At 42.2% G+C, this 19,692-nt stretch carries 20 protein-coding genes; 11 read left to right on the top strand and 9 right to left on the bottom strand.

The genetic code is table 11. From position 1 onward, the window contains the following. The first annotated feature begins 190 nt into the window (after nucleotides 1-190). A complete protein-coding gene (locus ABZP31_RS09210; protein ID WP_005019578.1) occupies nucleotides 191-1,096 on the top strand; it encodes an NAD(+) kinase in 906 nt (301 codons plus the stop codon). A 2-nt stretch (nucleotides 1,097-1,098) separates the two neighbouring features. Next, the gene (locus ABZP31_RS09205; protein ID WP_005019580.1) at nucleotides 1,099-1,371 is read left to right on the top strand and encodes a DUF1315 family protein; all 273 of its coding nucleotides are present in this window, start codon (nucleotides 1,099-1,101) and stop codon (nucleotides 1,369-1,371) included. Nucleotides 1,372-1,468: 97 nt separating this feature from the next. Here ABZP31_RS09205 and ABZP31_RS09200 read toward each other — a convergent pair whose 3' ends face one another. Together ABZP31_RS09200 and ABZP31_RS09195 are read right to left on the bottom strand one after the other, a co-directional pair. Beyond that, nucleotides 1,469-1,810, bottom strand: a complete 342-nt coding sequence (locus ABZP31_RS09200) for a hypothetical protein (RefSeq protein ID WP_248135372.1) — start codon at nucleotides 1,808-1,810, stop codon at nucleotides 1,469-1,471. 97 nt (nucleotides 1,811-1,907) lie between these two features. Further along, nucleotides 1,908-2,909, bottom strand: a complete 1,002-nt coding sequence (locus tag ABZP31_RS09195) for a glycosyl transferase family protein (RefSeq protein WP_248135375.1) — start codon at nucleotides 2,907-2,909, stop codon at nucleotides 1,908-1,910. A gap of 430 nt (nucleotides 2,910-3,339) precedes the next feature. Between ABZP31_RS09195 and ABZP31_RS09190 the strand changes: the two genes are divergently transcribed. Both ABZP31_RS09190 and ABZP31_RS09185 read left to right on the top strand, forming a co-directional pair. Further along, nucleotides 3,340-4,683: a dicarboxylate/amino acid:cation symporter gene (locus tag ABZP31_RS09190; RefSeq protein WP_005019585.1), complete on the top strand. Its 1,344-nt coding sequence runs from the start codon at nucleotides 3,340-3,342 to the stop codon at nucleotides 4,681-4,683. A gap of 148 nt (nucleotides 4,684-4,831) precedes the next feature. Beyond that, nucleotides 4,832-5,971 carry an acyl-CoA dehydrogenase family protein gene (locus ABZP31_RS09185; RefSeq protein ID WP_119879098.1) on the top strand — a complete coding sequence of 380 codons (1,140 nt, stop codon included), beginning with the start codon at nucleotides 4,832-4,834 and terminating at the stop codon, nucleotides 5,969-5,971. A 54-nt stretch (nucleotides 5,972-6,025) separates the two neighbouring features. Here ABZP31_RS09185 and ABZP31_RS09180 read toward each other — a convergent pair whose 3' ends face one another. After that, a complete protein-coding gene (locus tag ABZP31_RS09180; RefSeq protein WP_248135379.1) occupies nucleotides 6,026-7,744 on the bottom strand; it encodes a long-chain fatty acid--CoA ligase in 1,719 nt (572 codons plus the stop codon). Between the two features lie 548 nt (nucleotides 7,745-8,292). Here ABZP31_RS09180 and pheA point away from each other — a divergent pair. The 3 genes from pheA (at nucleotide 8,293) to ABZP31_RS09165 (ending at nucleotide 12,346) form a co-directional block, all read left to right on the top strand. Then, nucleotides 8,293-9,402 carry a prephenate dehydratase gene (gene pheA, locus ABZP31_RS09175; RefSeq protein ID WP_034684303.1) on the top strand — a complete coding sequence of 370 codons (1,110 nt, stop codon included), beginning with the start codon at nucleotides 8,293-8,295 and terminating at the stop codon, nucleotides 9,400-9,402. 192 nt (nucleotides 9,403-9,594) lie between these two features. Further along, nucleotides 9,595-11,841, top strand: a complete 2,247-nt coding sequence (locus tag ABZP31_RS09170; protein ID WP_248135382.1) for a bifunctional prephenate dehydrogenase/3-phosphoshikimate 1-carboxyvinyltransferase — start codon at nucleotides 9,595-9,597, stop codon at nucleotides 11,839-11,841. A gap of 124 nt (nucleotides 11,842-11,965) precedes the next feature. Continuing rightward, nucleotides 11,966-12,346, top strand: coding sequence for a hypothetical protein (locus ABZP31_RS09165; RefSeq protein ID WP_005406324.1), 381 nt, complete (start codon nucleotides 11,966-11,968; stop codon nucleotides 12,344-12,346). A gap of 58 nt (nucleotides 12,347-12,404) precedes the next feature. Here the strand turns inward: ABZP31_RS09165 and ABZP31_RS09160 are convergent, their stop codons facing one another. Further along, nucleotides 12,405-13,037, bottom strand: a complete 633-nt coding sequence (locus tag ABZP31_RS09160; protein WP_005406466.1) for an alpha/beta hydrolase — start codon at nucleotides 13,035-13,037, stop codon at nucleotides 12,405-12,407. 124 nt (nucleotides 13,038-13,161) lie between these two features. Between ABZP31_RS09160 and yaaA the strand changes: the two genes are divergently transcribed. Beyond that, nucleotides 13,162-13,941: a peroxide stress protein YaaA gene (gene yaaA, locus ABZP31_RS09155; RefSeq protein ID WP_101161562.1), complete on the top strand. Its 780-nt coding sequence runs from the start codon at nucleotides 13,162-13,164 to the stop codon at nucleotides 13,939-13,941. 122 nt (nucleotides 13,942-14,063) lie between these two features. Beyond that, the gene (locus tag ABZP31_RS09150) at nucleotides 14,064-14,693 is read left to right on the top strand and encodes a hypothetical protein (protein ID WP_005406289.1); all 630 of its coding nucleotides are present in this window, start codon (nucleotides 14,064-14,066) and stop codon (nucleotides 14,691-14,693) included. A gap of 38 nt (nucleotides 14,694-14,731) precedes the next feature. Here the strand turns inward: ABZP31_RS09150 and ABZP31_RS09145 are convergent, their stop codons facing one another. The 3 genes from ABZP31_RS09145 to ahpF form a co-directional block, all read right to left on the bottom strand. Next, nucleotides 14,732-15,115: a hypothetical protein gene (locus ABZP31_RS09145; RefSeq protein WP_005026695.1), complete on the bottom strand. Its 384-nt coding sequence runs from the start codon at nucleotides 15,113-15,115 to the stop codon at nucleotides 14,732-14,734. A 182-nt stretch (nucleotides 15,116-15,297) separates the two neighbouring features. Then, nucleotides 15,298-15,657, bottom strand: a complete 360-nt coding sequence (locus ABZP31_RS09140) for a hypothetical protein (RefSeq protein WP_248135385.1) — start codon at nucleotides 15,655-15,657, stop codon at nucleotides 15,298-15,300. A gap of 152 nt (nucleotides 15,658-15,809) precedes the next feature. Then, nucleotides 15,810-17,375, bottom strand: a complete 1,566-nt coding sequence (ahpF, locus tag ABZP31_RS09135; RefSeq protein WP_005026743.1) for an alkyl hydroperoxide reductase subunit F — start codon at nucleotides 17,373-17,375, stop codon at nucleotides 15,810-15,812. 310 nt (nucleotides 17,376-17,685) lie between these two features. Here ahpF and ABZP31_RS09130 point away from each other — a divergent pair, with 310 nt between their 5' ends. Continuing rightward, nucleotides 17,686-17,901: a DUF1653 domain-containing protein gene (locus ABZP31_RS09130; RefSeq protein WP_005019600.1), complete on the top strand. Its 216-nt coding sequence runs from the start codon at nucleotides 17,686-17,688 to the stop codon at nucleotides 17,899-17,901. Nucleotides 17,902-17,946: 45 nt separating this feature from the next. Then, entirely contained in the window at nucleotides 17,947-18,531 is a 585-nt protein-coding gene (locus tag ABZP31_RS09125) for an O-methyltransferase (protein WP_248135329.1), read from the top strand. A 34-nt stretch (nucleotides 18,532-18,565) separates the two neighbouring features. Here the strand turns inward: ABZP31_RS09125 and ABZP31_RS09120 are convergent, their stop codons facing one another. Both ABZP31_RS09120 and ahpC read right to left on the bottom strand, forming a co-directional pair. Then, nucleotides 18,566-18,772, bottom strand: a complete 207-nt coding sequence (locus ABZP31_RS09120) for a KTSC domain-containing protein (RefSeq protein ID WP_005019605.1) — start codon at nucleotides 18,770-18,772, stop codon at nucleotides 18,566-18,568. A gap of 183 nt (nucleotides 18,773-18,955) precedes the next feature. Beyond that, the gene (gene ahpC, locus ABZP31_RS09115; protein WP_005019607.1) at nucleotides 18,956-19,519 is read right to left on the bottom strand and encodes an alkyl hydroperoxide reductase subunit C; all 564 of its coding nucleotides are present in this window, start codon (nucleotides 19,517-19,519) and stop codon (nucleotides 18,956-18,958) included. Nucleotides 19,520-19,692 lie beyond the last annotated feature (173 nt).

Here is a 19,692-nt window from a genome sequence, read left to right as displayed (position 1 = left end):
AACGGAAGACATTACCCAAATAAATTTTGCTAATCATGCGAAGCTTTCACCAATTTTGCAATGCTTAAACTGTGAATAAACCCAAATTGGGAACTTGCTCACTTTTACTGTTGCGGTTTTTGAATGTTTTTTTAAAACAACTTTGATAGTGTTATTATAACCAAGAACCGTAAAGGAGTCCGGCGATCTCGTGCAAATAACACATAAGACTTTTCGTAATATTGGCTTATTAGGACGTCCCGATAAATCCTCTGTTGTAGAGACCTTGTGTTTGATTCATGACCACCTGGTGAGTCGCGGTCTGCATCCGGTATTTGATCAGGAAACTGCACAGCTGGTGCCCTATACAGATCCGCAAACAGTCAGTCGGGCACTGCTGGGTGAAATTGTTGATCTGGTTATTGTCGTAGGTGGAGATGGTTCACTGCTCCACGCAGCACGTGCTCTGGTCCATCACAATACACCAGTAATCGGTGTTAACCGTGGACGTTTAGGTTTTTTGACCGATATAAAACCCTCTGAAGTAATTTTTAAGCTGGATCAGGTGTTGCGTGGAGAATTCCAGCTAGATCGCCGTTTTCTTCTGGAAATGGAAATTCGGTCACAGGGCAATATCATCTATAATGCAATTGCTCTAAACGATATTGTGCTGCATTCAGGCAAGTCAGTTCATATGATCGATTTCGAGATGAATATTGATGGACAGTATGTCTATCGTCAGCATAGTGATGGACTGATTGTTTCTACCCCGACTGGTTCTACAGCTTACGCACTCTCAGGTGGTGGCCCGATTGTACATCCGGGAATGGATGCTATTGTATTGGTGCCAATGCATCCCCATACATTATCATCGCGTCCAATTGTTGTGGGCGGACATAGTGAAATTAAACTGGCTATACGTGAAAATCGTGTGATGCCAATGGTGAGTGCCGACGGTCAGAACAGCGTTTCCCTGAACGTCGGAGATTGCCTGCATATCCGTAAATATCCCTTCAAGTTAAATTTGCTGCATCCACCTGGTTATGACTTTTATATGGCATGTCGTACCAAGCTGGGCTGGAATCAGGATTTTGACTCTTTTCATCAACAGGATTGATCATGAATATTGAACAGATGCTTGCCGTTTTAAATCCTGAGATTGTAGAACGTCTGAGAACTGCCGTTGAAATCGGCAAATGGCCAAATGGCGAGCCACTTACTCAGGAGCAACGTGAAACCTGTCTGCAGGCTGTGATTGCCTGGGAGGTTAAACACCTGCCTGAAGAGGAGCGCACTGGTTATATTAACCGTGGCAGCAAAAAAGAAGATGAGCACTGTGACTCACATGAGCCACAACAGGATGAAGAATTTAAACCGATTCGTTTTGTTTAACTTTATATATAGGCAAAGATAATCCAGTCTTTGTACTTAAAAGCTTTTACTGAGGCCTTAGATTTAAGTCAAAGTAAAAGCTTTTTTATTGTAACTTTCAGCTTTCCATACAGACATCAAGAATGCTGTCCTCTTCAAAAACCACGCATATTACATATTGGCTAATTTCATCTGGTAAAGAAAAGTCCAGATGGTTTTCATAATATGTCATCTCCTCTATGTCTAGCTCATCATCTGGAAGCGTATTACTTTTAAACTCAAGTCTTTCTATAACTTGAACTAAGCTTGGTTGAGCGGTGTGAAAGTGTTTTTGCCAGTAAGATGTCTCAATTTTATCAAGATGATGCTGTACGAACTCTAAAATGGCATTATGAAAAGGATGATTACTATTTATGGCGGCCTGCTGTAATACAGCGCGTGCAGATAGCTCTTTAGTCATGTTTTACTCTTTATTGTTATATGTATTTCTATAAAAATACTCAGGCGTTATGACTTTGACTTACCAGAACTGGTAAGCCAAAATAATTTTTTTACATCTAGGAAGAGTGCCGTTTAGCCCATAGTTCTTTAGCTTTTAACATGGCTTCGTCATAGGTACTACAAACACTCATCGTATATAAAGCAATTCCCATTGTTTCTGTGACAGCTGTTTCACCATATACATGAGTTTGTTTGCCTTCCCAGACTGCTTTAAATTTCTCCAGATTTAACTCTTCTTCAGCAAGGCTGCGTTCTTGTGTCAGTTTGGGCAGTTCATATTCATACAGCTCACTATTTTTAATACCACAAATCAGTGTGCGTGCATCCGGGTTACGCTCAAATTCGCCACCTTCACCCTTGATAACAGCGCTATTCTGGTAGCCTAACCGTGATGCAGTCTGCTGATGAGAACTGCGATAAGCCGGATGGAAAATTGCCTGTAATGTAGCCTTGGCATTAAATGGATTAATCAGGCGTGCTAATGTATGAATAGGGGAACGCAAGCCCATAACATTTCTGAGCGAGATCAAATCACTTAAGACAGGGGAAATCTCCTCAAGGGGAAGATAGGCAAAATTATGTTGTTCGAGTTCGTATTGAACATCCTGTTCACTTTGACAGATGGAATAGCCTAAGTATTCTAGCACCTGTTCAGTATAGAGCCGGTTAAGGGTATGACCTGATGCGCCATGCATAAATACTTTATAACCCGACTGGGCAAGCGTTAATGCTGCCAGCAGAAACCAGGGATAATGTTTCCGTTTGCCAGCATATGAAGACCAGTCCAGATCAACGGTTAAAGGGGCAAAATTTAGCTGATCACGGGTAGCCTGTACAAAACCTGCCAACTCATCAACAGATTCCTCTTTTACACGTAACAACATCAGAAATGCACCGAGCTGAACATCCAGAACTTCTTGTTTGAGGATCATGCTGAATGCCTGATAGGCTTCTTCATAAGTTAATGACCTCGCACCATTTTTTCCTTTGCCAATAATCCGGACATATTGCGCAAAAGGATGCTCAAACTCTTTATAAAGATTTTTACGGGTGTTCATTGACAATTTTAATTAGATAATAAGTAAGTTTTTCCACTATGACATAAAACAACAAGGTGTGTAAAACTTTGGTGGGGTTAGACTAATGTCTAATAAGGAATTGTATACAGATTAGCCAGACTTAAAAATAACCATTCCATTATGATATTTCCTTCAAGTAAAATCCGCCTCAGATAGACTTTGTTAAGTTAATTTAATCTTCTCCTGCATTAATAGATTCTACTATTTATAGGTCTGAAGTCTAAGTCATTGATGTTAAGTCCCAAATTCGTTTTTTAAGGCGAATTATTTTCATGCTGAATATTTCCTGTATAGGTAAAAAGTTCTTTACCTTTTTGTTTTTACATGAAATTTCAGGGCTGTGTATTCCTAAGGATAGACCTTGCGCTGGGTATTGACCATGTCCAGAAATATGTAATGAAGAAAAGTTATGGCTAAAAAACCGATTTATAAATCACTTTATTTTCAAGTGATTATTGCGATTATCGCAGGTGTTCTTGTGGGGCATTACTTCCCGAGTACTACTGTCCTCATGAATGGTGTTGAGCAGCAGGTACCAGGTTTGGGCGAACAGCTTAAGCCGTTAGGTGATGGCTTTATTCGTTTAATTAAAATGATTATTGCGCCTGTGATTTTCTGTACTGTGGTAAGTGGTATCGCAGGTATGGAAAGTATGAAGTCAGTGGGTAAGACTGGTGGTGTTGCCTTACTTTACTTCGAAATTGTCTCGACAATTGCCCTGCTGATTGGTCTGCTGGTAATTAATATTGCCAAGCCTGGCGTAGGTATGAATGTTGATCCGGCAACTCTGGACACTGCGGGTATTCAGAAATATGTCGCTTCGGGTGAGTCGCAATCTACAGTCGATTTTCTGCTGCATATTATTCCTGAGACTGTAGTTGGAGCATTTGCAAATGGCGAAATTCTTCAGGTATTACTGTTTGCTATCCTGTTTGGTTTTGCCTTGCACAAGCTTGGTGATGCCGGTAAGCCAGTACTTAAGTTTATTGATCAAATCTCGCATGTGTTCTTTAACATTGTAAACATGATCATGAAGCTGGCTCCGATTGGTGCTTTCGGTGCAATGGCTTTTACTATTGGTAAATATGGTGTAGGTTCACTGGTTCAGCTTGGTCAGCTTATTCTCTGTTTCTATATTACCTGTCTGCTGTTTATTTTTATCGTGCTAGGAACCATTGCACGCATTAGCGGTTTCAGTATTCTTAAAATGATCCGCCTGATCCGTGAGGAGCTTCTGATTGTGCTAGGTACATCGTCTTCCGAGTCAGTTTTACCGCGTATGCTGAAGAAACTGGAAATTGCAGGTTGTGAGAAGTCTGTAGTGGGTCTGGTTATTCCAACGGGTTATTCATTTAATCTGGACGGTACTTCAATTTACCTGACTATGGCCGCAATCTTTATTGCACAGGCGACCAATACCCAACTGGATGTAACTCATCAAATTACCTTGCTGCTGGTTCTGCTGATTTCATCTAAAGGTGCAGCAGGGGTAACCGGTTCGGGCTTTATTGTTATGGCAGCAACCCTGTCTGCTGTAGGTCATATTCCTGTCGCTGGTCTGGCACTCATTCTGGGTATTGACCGTTTCATGTCTGAAGCGCGTGCCTTGACTAACCTGGTGGGTAATTCACTGGCAACTATTGTAGTGGCCAAATGGGTAGGCCAGCTAGACAAAGACAAGCTGAATGAAGCTCTGGCTAATCCGGGTGAGGTAGACCGTCAGATGCTTGAGCAGAAAGCAGGACATATTTAAAAATATCTAACCAAAAAGGAGGCTTCGGCTTCCTTTTTTAGCTTTATGAACAGCAATAAAAACTCATCAGGTCATGACATCTTTTCGGAAAATAACTAGCATGAGTAAAACAGAAGCTGACTAACAAACTGATAAAAGGAAATAAGACATGCAGCATGATGCCGATCTGGAATTATTCCGTGATAACTTTAGACGCTTTATGAAAGAGCATATTGCGCCCTATTATGAACAGTGGGAGCGTGACGGAATCATGCCAAGGCATGTCTGGAACCTGTTAGGTGAAAATGGCTTTCTCTGTGTAGATGTACCTGAGGAATATGGCGGCTATGGCGTGCCTACCTATTATTCACTGATGCTGGTAGAAGAGTCAGCCCGGGCTGGTTATAGTTCACTATCGACAGGTATATCCTGTCATTCAGAAATTGCTGCTCCTTATATTCTGAATATTGGTAGTGAGGAACAGAAGCAGTACTGGTTACCTAAAATGGTGAGTGGTGAAGTGGTGGGTGCAATTGGCATGACTGAACCAGGGGCTGGTTCTGATTTGCAGTCAATGCGAACCAACGCAATTTTGCAAGATGACAGTTATATATTAAATGGATCCAAGACCTTTATTTCTAATGGGCAGCATGCAGATCTGGTGGTACTGGCTGCTAAAACCGATCCACAAGCCCGTGCTAAAGGTGTTTCGCTTTTACTGCTTGATACCCATCTGGATGGTTTTAAGAAAGGAACCAATCTGGACAAGATCGGTTTGCATTCACAAGATACCTCAGAGATGTTCTTCGATAATATTAAAGTACCCCAAAACCAGTTACTTGGTCAGCCCGGGCAAGGCTTTGCTTATCTGATGCAGGAGTTGCCGCGCGAGCGTACTGCGATAGCTGCTACTGCTCTGGGTGCTATACGGGGCAGTATTGATGTAACTACAGCTTATGTTCAGGAGCGCCAAGCTTTCGGTCAGCCGATCGCTCAATTCCAGAATACCCGCTTTGTACTGGCACAGGCCAAGATTGATGAATTGGCTACAGCTGCATTTTATGAGCGAAATGTAGAGCTCTATCAGCAGGGCCAGCTCGATGTTGCTACAGCTGCCGCTTTAAAAAGTTTTAGTACCGATATGCAGATGAAAGTTGCTGACAACTTGCTTCAGCTGTTTGGTGGTTATGGCTATATGTCCGAATATCCGATTTCACGTTTCTTTGTAGATGCCAGAATCCAGCGGATTTATGGTGGTACCAATGAAATCATGAAAGAGATCGTGGCGCGTAGCCTGCTTGGAAAATAACGATAAGATAAAAAAGCCTGCTTCCGCAGGCTTTTCTATTTTAGTGGCGTGAAATTAAGCACTCTGCAATTGCTGTTGTAAATTACGAAGCTCGGCCCGAAGGATTTTACCTACCGTTGACTTGGGTAATTCAGGTAAAATTTCTATCACTTTTGGAACTTTGTAGGCGGTAAGATGCTCTTTGCAGTGCGCCAGTATTTCATCAGTGGATAGAGACGGATTACGTGTAGCGATATAAGCTTTCACAGCTTCGCCAGTCTGTACATCTGGCACCCCAATAACCGCCACTTCAATAATGTCCGGATGCTCGGCAATGACTGCTTCGATTTCATTTGGATAAACATTAAAACCTGAAACCAGTACCATATCTTTTTTACGGTCCAGAATATAACAGAAGCCATCTTCATCGAGCTGGGCAATATCACCTGTATGTAACCAGCCCTCTACAAAAGTGTCAGCACTTTCTTCCGGCCGGTTGAGATAGCCCTGCACAATATGCGGACCTTTTACACAGAGTTCGCCCGCACTACCGAGAGGGACTTCATTTCCCTGAACATCTACAATTTTAATTTCAGAACCAGGTAATGGAAAACCGACAGAACCTTGACGAATTATGCTAATTGGAGGATGTAGCATGGCTGCGCAACTGGTTTCAGTCATGCCAAACCCTTCAATAATATTACCTATTTTAGCTTTCCAGTGTTCAGCTGTAGCTGGTCTTAGTGCTGTTCCGCCAGAAATGACACAAGTGAGCTCTGGCGGATTTTGCACAAACCAGTCTTCAGCCAGTAATCCTGCATATAATGTATCAACTCCGGTCAGCCAGGTAATCTTAAACTGTTCAAATGCCGGCCTTAAATTGCTGACAGGACGCGGTGAAGGAACCAAAATATTATGCGATCCGCCTTCAAAAAACATCAGAAAATTAACACTGAATGCAAAAATATGATAAAGCGGAATAGCAGTCAGAATACTGTCTTGCTGATTAAAAGCTGAATTGTGCGCACGCAAATAATCTCCGGTCATGCGTACCAAGGACAGTAAATTCTGATGCGTTATAATCGCACCTTTACTGCGACCTGTTGTACCGCCCGTATATTGATAAAGTGCGATTGCAGTCGTCTGTGATTGTAATTCAGGTAGCTGTTCTGCTCTTTTAAAAACTTGTGAAAAAGAACAGTAGTCAATGCTTGGTGTTAGCGAACGTCCCTGAGCTTCGGCATCTGTTTCTATTTTTTTAGCAATCAGCGCCTGATACGGCGCATCAAAAAAGTCACTTAAACTCGCTGTAATCAGCGCAAGAGATTTTAGATCATTATTTTTCGCAATTACTTTTTCAAAAGTAGCTAAGAACATGTCTGAAACTATTAAAGCTTTTGCCTGACTGTCGTTAAGCTGATACTCCAGTTCGCGTGCGGTATAAAGCGGGTTGATATTGGTAATAATAAGGCCAGCTTTCCAGCAGGCAAAAACTGCAATTGGATAATGCAGACAATTTGGCATCTGCAAGCCTACAACATCACCTGGTTGTAGTTGAAGCTCATGCTGGAAGTAACGTGCCAGTAAGTCAGAATAATACTGAATCTGCTTGAAACTTAATGTCTTTGTGAGGCCGGTAGGCAGAACCAGACTAAATGCAGCCGCATCTGAAAAATCATGCACTGCTTTATCAAACAGCTCACTTAAATTTTGTGGAATGGATGTGGAATCAAACTGGTAGTCCTGCAGGCTGGCTGGCAAGTTCTTTTTCCATGGGCGTTGTGCATAAATCATTTATTATTCCTTTTAATTGTTGATTCAGTCTGTACCTGACCTGTTATTAAAATTATAGGACTATCAAACTTTCACAATGATTAAATCTGCCAATACAAAGGCATCCTATTAAATAGAAGTAACTTGATTTTTGAATAGGTCAAATACTCAATATAAGAGACTCACATTAAGCAAAATGAAATAGAATACAGATATTTGCTTATAAAAATAAAAAATTGAAGTATTGATACTCGACAGTCAGGCTGAAATATTAAAATAAGTTAACTGGCAAAATACATCAGCCGATAACTTTTCTTTGAAGTAACTTATATAAGTTGATGGAATTAGGTTGAAAGCCAATACACATTACATATCTGTTTTCCAAATCATCCGCAGTTCTTTTTATAAAAAGAGCCAGAGTATTAAGGCTAAGAGAATTTAATGAGGTGTTCCAAAGTGGCAACTGGCTGTTTTTGCATCTATTTCAATCAAAGTCAGATTGCGTAACATTTAAAAGCTAACTATTGTTATACTAATTTGTATACATGTTTTCCAAGGGCAATATAACAATGGGTCATGATGATCAGAAAAATTCATCCTCTTTCAATCTGGAACAGATCCGTAATGAAATCGACTCTGTTGACCAGCAATTACAAGAGCTGATTAACCGCCGTGCCAGCCTGGCCGAAGCGGTTGCAGAAGCAAAGTTTGCTGCTGAAGAAAACCCGTTGTTTTATCGCCCTGAACGTGAAGCACAAGTCTTGCGTAAAGTTATGGAACGCAATGATGGACCTTTATCAGACGTAACCATGGCGCGCTTGTTTCGTGAAATCATGTCTGCCTGTCTCGCTCTTGAAGCACCACAAAGCATTGCTTTTTTAGGGCCGGAAGGTACCTATACCCATTCTGCCGTACTGAAACATTTTGGACAGGATGCCTTGGTTCGTCCAATTGCAACGATTGATGAAGTCTTTCGCGAGGTAGAAGCAGGTAGTGCCCATTATGGTGTAGTACCTGTTGAGAACTCGTCTGAAGGTGTTGTAAACCATACATTGGACTGTTTTAGAGGTTCAAGCCTCAATGTGATTGGCGAAGTAGAGCTTCGTATCCATCATCAGTTTCTGGTATCTGAAAATACCCGTAAAGACAGTATCAAACAAATCTATGCTCACCAGCAAACACTGGCACAGTGTCGTCACTGGCTGGATGCACACTATCCGGGCGTTGAGCGGGTAGCGCTGAACTCGAATGCAGAAGCTGCACGTCGTATCCGTAACGAATGGCATTCAGCTGCAATTGCTTCTGATATTGCGGCCAGTTTGTATAACCTTGAAATTATGCACAGCAATATTGAGGATAATCCTGAAAATACTACGCGTTTTCTGGTAATTGGTCGTGAGAAGATTCCACAAAGCGGTAATGATAAAACTTCACTATTGATTTCTGCTCATGACCGTGCGGGTGCCTTGCTGGAAATTTTGGCTCCATTTGCCAAGCACAACATCAGCCTGACCAGTATTGAAACCCGTCCTGCATTGCCAGAAAAATGGGCTTATGTGTTCTTTATCGATCTGGAAGGCCATATCGAGCAGGAAAATGTTGCGGCAGCAATCGAAGAAATCCGTCCAATGGTTAAAGAACTGCGTGTACTGGGTTCTTATCCTGTTGCTGTACTATAAAGCTGAGACCTGTTAGATCATGGCAGTAGTAGTTTTTATATTACTGCCATAAACCAAAAGTTCAGAGAGTGATAAATAAATGGATAAAAATTGAGAAGCTATTTTTATCCGAAAAAATTTGAAACTCTTCCCGATACTTGAAATATTAAACGCTTGAAACAAGGCAAAAGCCCTTGAGGCAAAACTGAAGTTATGTCCCAACCCCTGTTTGAAAAAGTTGCATTTATTGGCCTTGGGCTAATTGGTTCAAGTCTGGCCCGGGTAATTGTGGCTCAAAAGCTGGCCCGTCACGTGGTGGCCGCGACCCGTTCTCAAAAAACACTGGAAGATGCCAAAGCTTTGGGCCTGATTGAGCAGGGCTATAGTGATCCTGTAGAAGCAGTACAAGGGGCAGACCTGATTGTTCTGGCTTTACCAGTACGTGCTACCCAGAAAATACTTGAGCAGATCAAACCTCATATTTGCGCACATACTATCCTGACAGATGTCGGTAGTACCAAAGGAAATGTGGTAGAGGCAGCCAAAGTAGTGTACGGCACCCAGCTGCCGCCCGGTTTTGTACCGGGCCATCCGATTGCAGGAAGTGAGCATACTGGTGTCCATGCTGGTAAAGTCGATCTGTTTGCCAATCACAAGGTCATTCTGACACCTTTGCCAAGTAGTGCCAGCTGGGCGGTTGATAAACTGATTGAGCTCTGGGAAGCTGCACAAGCAGAAGTTATCTGCATGGATGTTGAAAAACATGATGAAGTTCTGGCGCATACCAGTCATTTACCGCATTTGATGGCATTTAATCTGGTCGAGCAACTGGCCAGCCGTGAAGATAACCTGGACATCTTCCGTTATGCAGCCGGTGGTTTTCGTGATTTCTCGCGTGTGGCCGCCAGTGACCCTCAAATGTGGCATGACATTTTTTTTGCCAATAAAAAAGCAATTTTAAATGCAGTAGATGGCTTTGAACAGCAGCTCGGCATTATTCGAAAAATGATTGAAAATGAAGACTCGCAGGCATTAATGGGCTTACTGGGACATGCTCAGGCTGCGCGTCAGCACTTTAACCACATGTTAGCCCAAAAACCGTTGATGGAGAAAAACAAGGTGACACAACAATTTACCATTCTGCCGGGAAACAAGACTTTTCAGGGTAAATTTACCGTACCTGGTGACAAGTCCGTGTCTCATCGCTCTATCATGTTTGGTGCAATTGCCGAAGGTACTACTCATGTCACAGGCTTTCTGGAAGGTGAAGATGCGCTAGCTACCTTACAGGCTTTTCGCGATATGGGCGTAAGTATTGAAGGCCCGAAAAATGGTGAGGTTACCATTCATGGGGTGGGTATGCATGGACTTAAGGCTCCGGCAAGTGCACTTTATATGGGGAATTCAGGAACCAGCATGCGTCTGCTGTCTGGCATGCTGGCTGCACAGAAATTTGATACGGTCATGACTGGTGATGCCTCTTTATCCAAACGTCCAATGGAACGGATTGCCAAACCCTTACGTCTGATGGGCGCCCAGATTCAAACCACAGGTGAAAAAGGTACGCCGCCGGTCAGTATTAGTGGTCAGCAAAAATTGCAAGGTATTCATTATGATTTGCCAATGCCTTCTGCTCAGGTAAAGTCAGGAATTCTGCTTGCGGGATTATGGGCTGAAGGTGAAACTTCAGTTACTGAACCTGAGCCAACCCGCGACCATACCGAGCGTATGCTACGTGCTTTTGGCTATGAGGTTAAAACTGAAGGTCATAAAATTTCACTTATAGGTGGTGGCAAACTGGTCGGTACAGAGATTCAGGTACCTTCAGATATTTCTTCCGCAGCATTTTTCATGGTGGGGGCTGCTATTACTCAGAATTCGGATGTACTTCTGGAAGCAGTCGGTATAAATCCAACCCGTACCGGAATTATCGAAATTCTGAAACAGATGGGAGCTGACCTGACAATTGAGAATGAACGCATTGCGGGGGGGGAGCCAATTGCTGATATTCATATCAAAGGTAGCCGGACGCTCAAGGGGATACATATTCCTGAAGACCAGGTTCCACTTGCAATTGATGAGTTCCCGGCACTATTTGTTGCGGCAGCTTGTGCAGAAGGGCAAACAGTACTGACTGGTGCTGCCGAACTGCGGGTGAAAGAGTCTGACCGGATTCAGGTAATGGCTGATGGCCTTAAAACTATGGGCATCGACTGCACCCCGACTGAAGATGGAATCATCATTGAAGGTAAAGGAAAAAGTGGAGACTGGTCGGCTGTCTTTACCGGCGGTGAAATCGAATCACATCATGATCATCGGATCGCTATGAGCTTTAGCATGGCAGGGCTGCGAAGTTCAGGAACAATTAATATTATGGGAACTGAAACGGTAGCCACCAGCTTCCCCACCTTTACTGAACTCGCTAATAAAGCCGGGCTTGCCATACAGGTTAGTGAATAAATACGAATAAAGTTTAAGAAAAATGTTGTTTTTGTCTAACAACAGTCAAGTGAATGCTTGGCTGTTGTGCGTTTATTGCTTATGCTAAATCCATACAACAAGAAAGCATTTCAGGAAAACGCCAATGAGAACCCTACAATTTACTGCCCACTGTGCTGAACATCAACAAACTGATCATATACAAGATGAATGCCGTATTGCCCAAGAATACGTAACTGACCTTTTATCTAAACGTCTTGTCCAGCATGGCTTCGAGGCTAGCCGTAATGAGCCTGATAAAATTGCGGTAAGTGTAGAGAGTCATCCTCTACCTATTTCTGTGACATGTGAATCTGCCCAAGATGGAGAGGGACATCTGGTTTGCAGGATTAATGCACATGCTGACGAAGAACAGGACTGGTTTGAAAAAATTGAAATGCAGAGTGTGATTAAACAGTTGGGGCAGGCTATTGAAACCACATTAAAAAATGATGAGTCATTTAGCCAGTTCGAATGGAAAAGCTAAACTTTTGACTCATCTAAAAAGGCCCGAAATTAATATATACCGGGCCTGTATTTATTTTTTATTCAACGATTAAAAAACGAGAAATCGCGATACGTAACTGTTTTAAATAGCCCGTAAAAAAGTGATTTGCTCCCGGCAGAATAGTAATCAGATGCTTTTGTGGCGTAGCCCAGCTAATAGCATCCGATAACAAGGTGATTTCATCCTTTTCACCATGAATAAACAGGATATCTCCCTGAATTTCAGGCGTTTTATAATGACGCAAGCCGGCTACAGTATTGGTAGGCAGACCACATAAAATCAACTGTTTAGGCTTCTCTACTGCTGGCAAGGCATCATAAGCTTTTGCCATCACGTGAGCACCAAAGCTGAAGCCACCTGCATAAAATGGCAAATGGGAGTGTAGGGCACGAATATGTTGTAGTACCGCTAAAGTATCATCTGTCTCGCCATAGCCTTCATCATGTGTTCCGGTACTTTGCCCTGAACCACGAAAACTTGGACGATAAACCACACAGCCACGTTCAGATAAAATCTGGGCTAAAAGTGCAGGAACCTTATGTTGAGGTGTGCCTCCCTGAAGAGGGTGAGGGTGGCAAACGAGGGCATATCCTTTTACTTCGCCTTGGGGATAATCAACAAAAACTTCAATTTGCCCCACCGGACCTTGAATAAAGATTTGCTCGGACATAGTACAAACGATAAATAGCAGGAGAATCGCGTATTTTAGCGATTAACTTCAGCAAAAACACAAATTGGCATTAAAATAAGTCGACTGTTATAGTTTGATTAATTATTTTTTGACCAGGTTGTTTATGTTAGCTCTAATTTCCCCTGCCAAGACCTTAGATTATGAATCTGCATTACCTACCGATGAACATACTTTACCAAGACTGCTTGAGCACTCACAAGAACTTATAGACTTTTGTCGTAAACTGTCTGCTTCAGAAATCGCCAGTTTGATGAGTGTTAGTGAGAAAATAGCCCAATTGAATACTGCGCGTTTTCAGGATTGGACACCAGAATTTAATTTTGGTAATGCCCGACAGGCTATTTTTGCTTTTAAAGGCGATGTATATACCGGTCTGGATGCCTATAGTCTGAAACACAACAATCTGAATTTTGCCCAGCAACATTTGCGAATGCTATCGGGTCTATATGGCTTGTTAAGGCCACTAGATTTAATGATGCCTTACCGTCTGGAAATGGGTACCAAACTGCAAAACAGCCGTGGACATAACCTGTATGAGTTTTGGGGAGATCTTATTACCCAGCAGATTAATCAGGAACTGACTGAACATCAGCATAACTATTTAATCAACCTTGCATCAGATGAATACTACAAGGTAGTGCAAGAAAACAAAATACAAGCTGCTATCATTAAACCGATCTTTCTTGACCAGAAGAATGGTAAATACAAAATCATCAGTTTTTATGCCAAAAAAGCACGTGGCCTGATGGCACGCTTTATTATAGAAAACCAGTTAACCCAGCCAGAAGATTTAAAAGCTTTTAATAGTGAGGGTTATTATCTGGACACAGTAAACTCAAGCGCTAAAGAACTAATTTTTAAACGTGATGAGCAATCTGTTTAAATATATTCTCACGTATAAAATAACCAGTATTCGAATTATGGCTATTGGTTATTTATAGAATAAGTTCTCATCAAAAAATAAGGTAAAAGTCCGGTTGAGCTAAGAAATAGGAATACTGATTTATGCAACCTAAGCTAGAAAGACTTAAGCAATACTGGCAAGAACTTCAACAGACTAATGCATTGTATTTATCAGACAGCCTGCTTCAGAAATTAATTACTGCCTATCAGGAACCTCAGCGTTATTATCATACACTTCAACATATAGAAGAATGTCTGGACTTATACCAGCCTCTAAAAATGTGCGTGAATGACCCCTTGGCTGTTGAGCTGGCGATCTGGTTTCATGACGTGGTTTATGAGCCAAAATCTGATCAAAATGAATTAAAAAATGCCGAGTTAATGAAACAGAGTCTGGCACCTTACATGACTATTGATCAAATCTCTAAAATTTACTCGTGGATACTGGCAACACAAACTCATGAACTGTCTGAAGATGACGATCTGGACCTTAAAACCTTGCTTGATATAGACTTGGCGATTTTAGGTAGTAAACCGTCCCGTTTTGCTGAGTATGAGCAGCAGATTCAACAAGAATATGCCTGGGTGTCAGAGGGTAAATATCATGAAAAGCGCAAAAAAGTTTTAGCTCATTTTTATCAAGCCCATCCGTTATTTAAAACTGAATATTTTCAGGATAAACTGGAAAATCAGGCAAAAATTAATCTTGAAAAAGTTTTAAAGGCTAATTAAAAGGCTCCCGGAAGGGGAGCTTTTTAACCACAAAAAATTTACTGGGTCTGACTATTATGCTGAGAGCTATCGCGTGTTTCACGCTCTTGTGCAGGGTCAATTACCCGTGATTCGCCAGTGGCTTCATTTGCAGCCTGTCCTGCACCCTCACTCACTTCTTTAGTAGCTACTGCAGTTGCATTAGCGCCTTTTTCCATCGCTATGGTTGCACCTTTGGTAGCCTGACTGGTCTCATCGAAACCAGCTTTAGTTGCATCCTTTAAACTTTCACCTACGCCATCTGAAGGGGCCTCCATCTGGTCCATGGGTTTAGCCATGGCATTATCTTTCGCCATATCCGAAGATTTTTCTTTATCACACCCAACCAAGAACAAAGCCGAAGTCATGCCTAAAGCAACTACCAGTTTATTTAAGTTTTTCATGTATACATCCTTCTAATTTTTTCAACTTTTCTTCACTATTTAAATCTAAACATAAAGAAGGGTGGTATTACGACTCAGCTTTGTTGAAAAGTTGTAAGAGTTGTTATCTATTAGATTTTTTAGATAAAACTTAGATATAAAAAAGCCCTCAATGTAAGGGCTTTTTTATATTCAGTACAATATTACTGTGAACTGCCAGTTCCGCTGGTACCACCAGTTGTACCTGTGGTGCCAGTAGTTCCCGTATTAGTCATGGTATCTGTTGTACCACCAGTTGTGGTACCTGTAGTTGCACCAGTTGTATCTGTAGCGGTGCTTGTTGTAGCCGGATCAGCCACTGTGCCAGTAGTATTGTCTAATCGCTCGCCTGCGGTATTATTCATATCCATAGTAGAGTCTGTTGTAGTTGTGCCAGTAGCAGTCGAATCGGTGGTTGTACCAGCAGTCGCAGCATGATCATCAGCTTCTGGAGTTTTATTGTTATTACAGCCAACAATGAGAACTGTAGAAGCTAAACCTAACGCAGCAATTAACTTTTTCATTTATTTTCCTTCCTTTTGTTGATTAAAAAACACTCAGGAAAATATAAGCATAAAGAAAAGTTGTAATAAAGACTACATATTGTTGAGGACTTGTAAGATATATATAAAAAAAGCATATTCTTGTAAGGAATATGCTTTTTCGCATTAAAAAATTACTGACCGGAGCGGATAATGTAATCAAAAGCAGAGAGCGACGCTTTTGCACCTTCACCTGTAGCAATGATGATCTGCTTGTACGGTACCGTTGTACAGTCACCCGCTGCAAATACACCTTTTACATTGGTCTCGTTACGCTCATTCACCACAATCTCACCGCGGTTACTCAGCTCGACTTCTGACCCTTTCAGAAAGTCAGTGTTCGGCAGCAGACCAATCTGTACAAAGATACCCGCCAGTTCAATCTCCCTGTCCTCTCCAGATACCCGGTCCTGATAACGCAGTGCAGTCACCTGTGAGCCGTCTCCCACCACCTCGGTGGTCAGCGCAGACTTGATTACTGTCGTGTTCGGCAGGCTCGCCAGCTTGTCCTGCAATACCTGATCTGCACGTAAAGTATCAGCAAACTCAAGCAGGGTCACATGCTCAACAATACCGGCCAGATCAATCGCTGCCTCAACCCCGGAGTTACCGCCACCAATCACTGCCACCCGTTTGCCCTTGAACAGCGGACCGTCACAGTGCGGGCAGTAGGCAACACCACGGGTCGCATATTCCTGCTCGCCCGGTACATTCATCTGTCTCCAGCGTGCACCGGTAGAGAGAATCACTGTTTTAGATTCCAGTCGGGCACCATTGTCCAGAGTCACTTCAACCAGACCACTGGCCGTTTCTTCTGCGCCTTTAATGCTGGCAACTTTCTGCAGGTTCATGATGTCGACTTCATACTCACGCACATGCTCTTCCATGGCCGCAGCAAACTTTGGCCCCTGGGTTTTGGTGACCGAGGTAAAGTTTTCAATATCCATGGTGTCCATCACCTGTCCACCGAAGCGTTCAGCCACGATCCCGGTACGGATACCTTTACGCGCTGCATAGATGGCAGCAGTATTCCCGGCTGGGCCGCCACCAATCACCAGAACATCAAAGGCTGCCTTGGCATTGAGTTTCTCTGCATCTTTGGCCGCCGCACCGCTGTCCAGCTTGGCAATAATCTCTTCCAGGGTCATACGTCCCTGACCAATGTGCTGGCTGTTCTGGAACAGCATTGGAACCGCCATGATCTTGCGCTGTTCGACTTCTTCCTGGAAGAAGGCCCCGTCAATCATGGTGGCAGTGGTGCCCGGGTTATAGATGGCAATCAGGTTGAGGGCCTGCACCACATCCGGACAGTTATGACAGCTCAGTGACACGAATACTTCAAAGTCAGCAGTCAGGTTGAGCGCTTTAATCTGTGCCAGTACCTCGTCAGAGACTTTGGGAGCGTATCCGGAAACCTGCAACAGGGCCAGAATCAGCGAGGTGAACTCATGCCCCATCGGCAGGCCGGCAAAGAATACCCGGGGCTGCTCACCGGCTTTGGCCACACCAAAGCTTGGGCGGCGGCTGTGCTGGCCATCAAGGCGTGCAGTCACCTGATCAGACAGGGCGGCAATTTCATTGACCAGCTCTTTGATTTTATCTGACTTGTCAGAGCCATCTAAAGAGGCAACCAGTTCAATCGGGCTTTCCAGACGTTCGAGTAATGTTTTAAGTTGTGCTGAAGTATTTTGGTCTAACATTGCTAACTTCTCCAAAGGAGTCAATATTAAGGAATGAATTGATGATACTGCAAAGCCATTAATAGGTAAAACAATATGTTTTTATAAATACAATCGGTTTTAAGAATTGTTATTAAAGAACAGAGCCGGTTTTTCGGGCCTGTTCTGATCTTGTTTTTCATGACTTAGCTGTTTAGGCGGTGTGTAATTCGCCCGGTTCTCAATTGCAGACGGCGAGACAGTAAATAAAATATTTTACTTTCTTCATGCAGCAAATAAAATTTTTTATGGCATAGTCATGATTGTTAAACTTCTCTCGATGGAATACACCATGCAAATTACCCGTGGTATTTATCAGCATTATAAGGGACAGCTATACCAGGTTTTTTCTGTAGCGAAACACAGTGAAACACAAGAGGAACTGGTTATTTATCAATGTCTATATGGTGATTATTCAATGTGGGTTCGACCTTTAAGTATGTTTAAGGAAACGGTGGAGGTAGAAGGTGAAACTATTCCCCGATTTAAGCTTATCCAGATCGTATAAATTTTAAACCATAAAAAATTTATAATAAAAACAGGAAAAACTGCCATGGCGACTTCCGAATTTAATGTCTATATGGCTGAGCTCTATCAATCTTTCCAAGCTCATGATGCAGACCAGGATGACCGATTGCTGCGCTATCGAAATATTGAGCCAGAATCGGCTTACTATTTGTCTATGCTAGTACGTATTCAGCAACCTGAGAGACTGCTGGAAATTGGTACTTCTACCGGATACTCTACACTCTGGCTGGCAGAGGCGGCCAGAGCAACAGGGGCAAAATTAGTTACTCTGGAAATAGAGAAGGAACGGAGTCAGCAGGCACAGTGGCATGCACAAAAAATGGGATTAAATGATGTAGTCCAGTTTTGGGTCGGAGATGCGCTTGAGTTTCTTCGCCACACTCAAGAACAGTACGATTTTATTCTACTTGATGCAGAGCGGGATGCTTATATTATCTACTGGCCTTATTTAAAGAAAGTTTTGACCCCAAAAGGGGTCCTGATTGTAGATAACGTAATTTCACATGCAGATCAGGTTAAAGATTTTATATCTTTACTTCAGCAGGAGCAGGACATGATGTTAATGACACTGGATCTAGGAGCCGGTCTACTCATGGCAACACGAACCTGAATCTTTTATTTTCAAAACTTTAATGTACTGAAACTCACGCTATTGATAGCCGGTCAAAGTGCAAATTAAACTCCAGATATTTGTGAACAAAAGCAGTTTTGTCAGTAACGCGCATCATATTGTCATATACAAATGCCGGTACGGGGTGATAAAGCTCGCCTGTACCATTATTATAAAAAATTTTTAAATAACGTGAAGTAGAGTCATATTTCCAGTAAATAACAGCTAAAACTTGTGGCATAGGTTTCCTCCACGCTTTAGTTATATTTTCATTTATAATGTTTATAAGCTGACCATAGTCGAAATAAATCTTTCTGTGAGTATAAAATATGTTATTGCTGTGCTGGCTCGGCTATAGAATAAAATTCAAATAAAAAAACCGTCTCAAATGAGACGGTTTTTTATTAGCTTAATCTAATCAAGATTAGATTTTACCTACTAGGTCGATTGAAGGAGCAAGTGTTGCATCGCCTTCTTTCCATTTAGCTGGGCATACTTCACCTGGGTGAGCGTGAACGTATTGAGCTGCTTTTACTTTACGAAGCAGTTCAGATGCATCACGGCCGATACCGCCAGCATTGATTTCAACGATCTGGATTTTACCTTCTGGATCGATAACGAAAGTACCACGGTCAGCAAGACCATCAGCTTCGATTAATACTTCAAAGTTTTTAGCCAGAGTCCAAGTTGGATCGCCTACCATTGGGTATTCGATTTTCTTGATTTCTTCTGAAGAGTCATGCCAAGCTTTGTGAGTGAAATGAGTGTCAGTAGAAACTGAGTAGATTTCAACACCTAACTGTTTGAATTCAGCATAGTTGTCTGCAAGGTCACCAAGCTCAGTTGGGCAAACAAAAGTAAAGTCTGCTGGATAGAAGAAGAATACAGACCATTTACCTTTCAGGTCAGCTTCAGTAATTTCGATGAACTGGCCGTTCTGATAAGCAGTTGCTTTAAATGGTTTAACTTCAGTATTAATTAAGCTCATCATTGTCTCCATGATTGAGTGTTAGCATTTAAATTTCATGATCTAGAATAGATAATTTTTTATCATTGGTAAAATAGTATTTTTACATTGCTTAAATCGGTAAAACAAATTAAGCCATTTCTATTTTACCTAAGTCTTGTCCGGTTCATTTTTTAAGGCGAAATCTAGAGCCA

The sequence above is a fragment of the Acinetobacter sp. FL genome (assembly GCF_040744925.1).
GTDB lineage: Bacteria > Pseudomonadota > Gammaproteobacteria > Pseudomonadales > Moraxellaceae > Acinetobacter > Acinetobacter radioresistens.
Note: the sequence above shows the minus strand (reverse complement) of the source record. Positions and strands in the feature narration are given on the sequence as shown.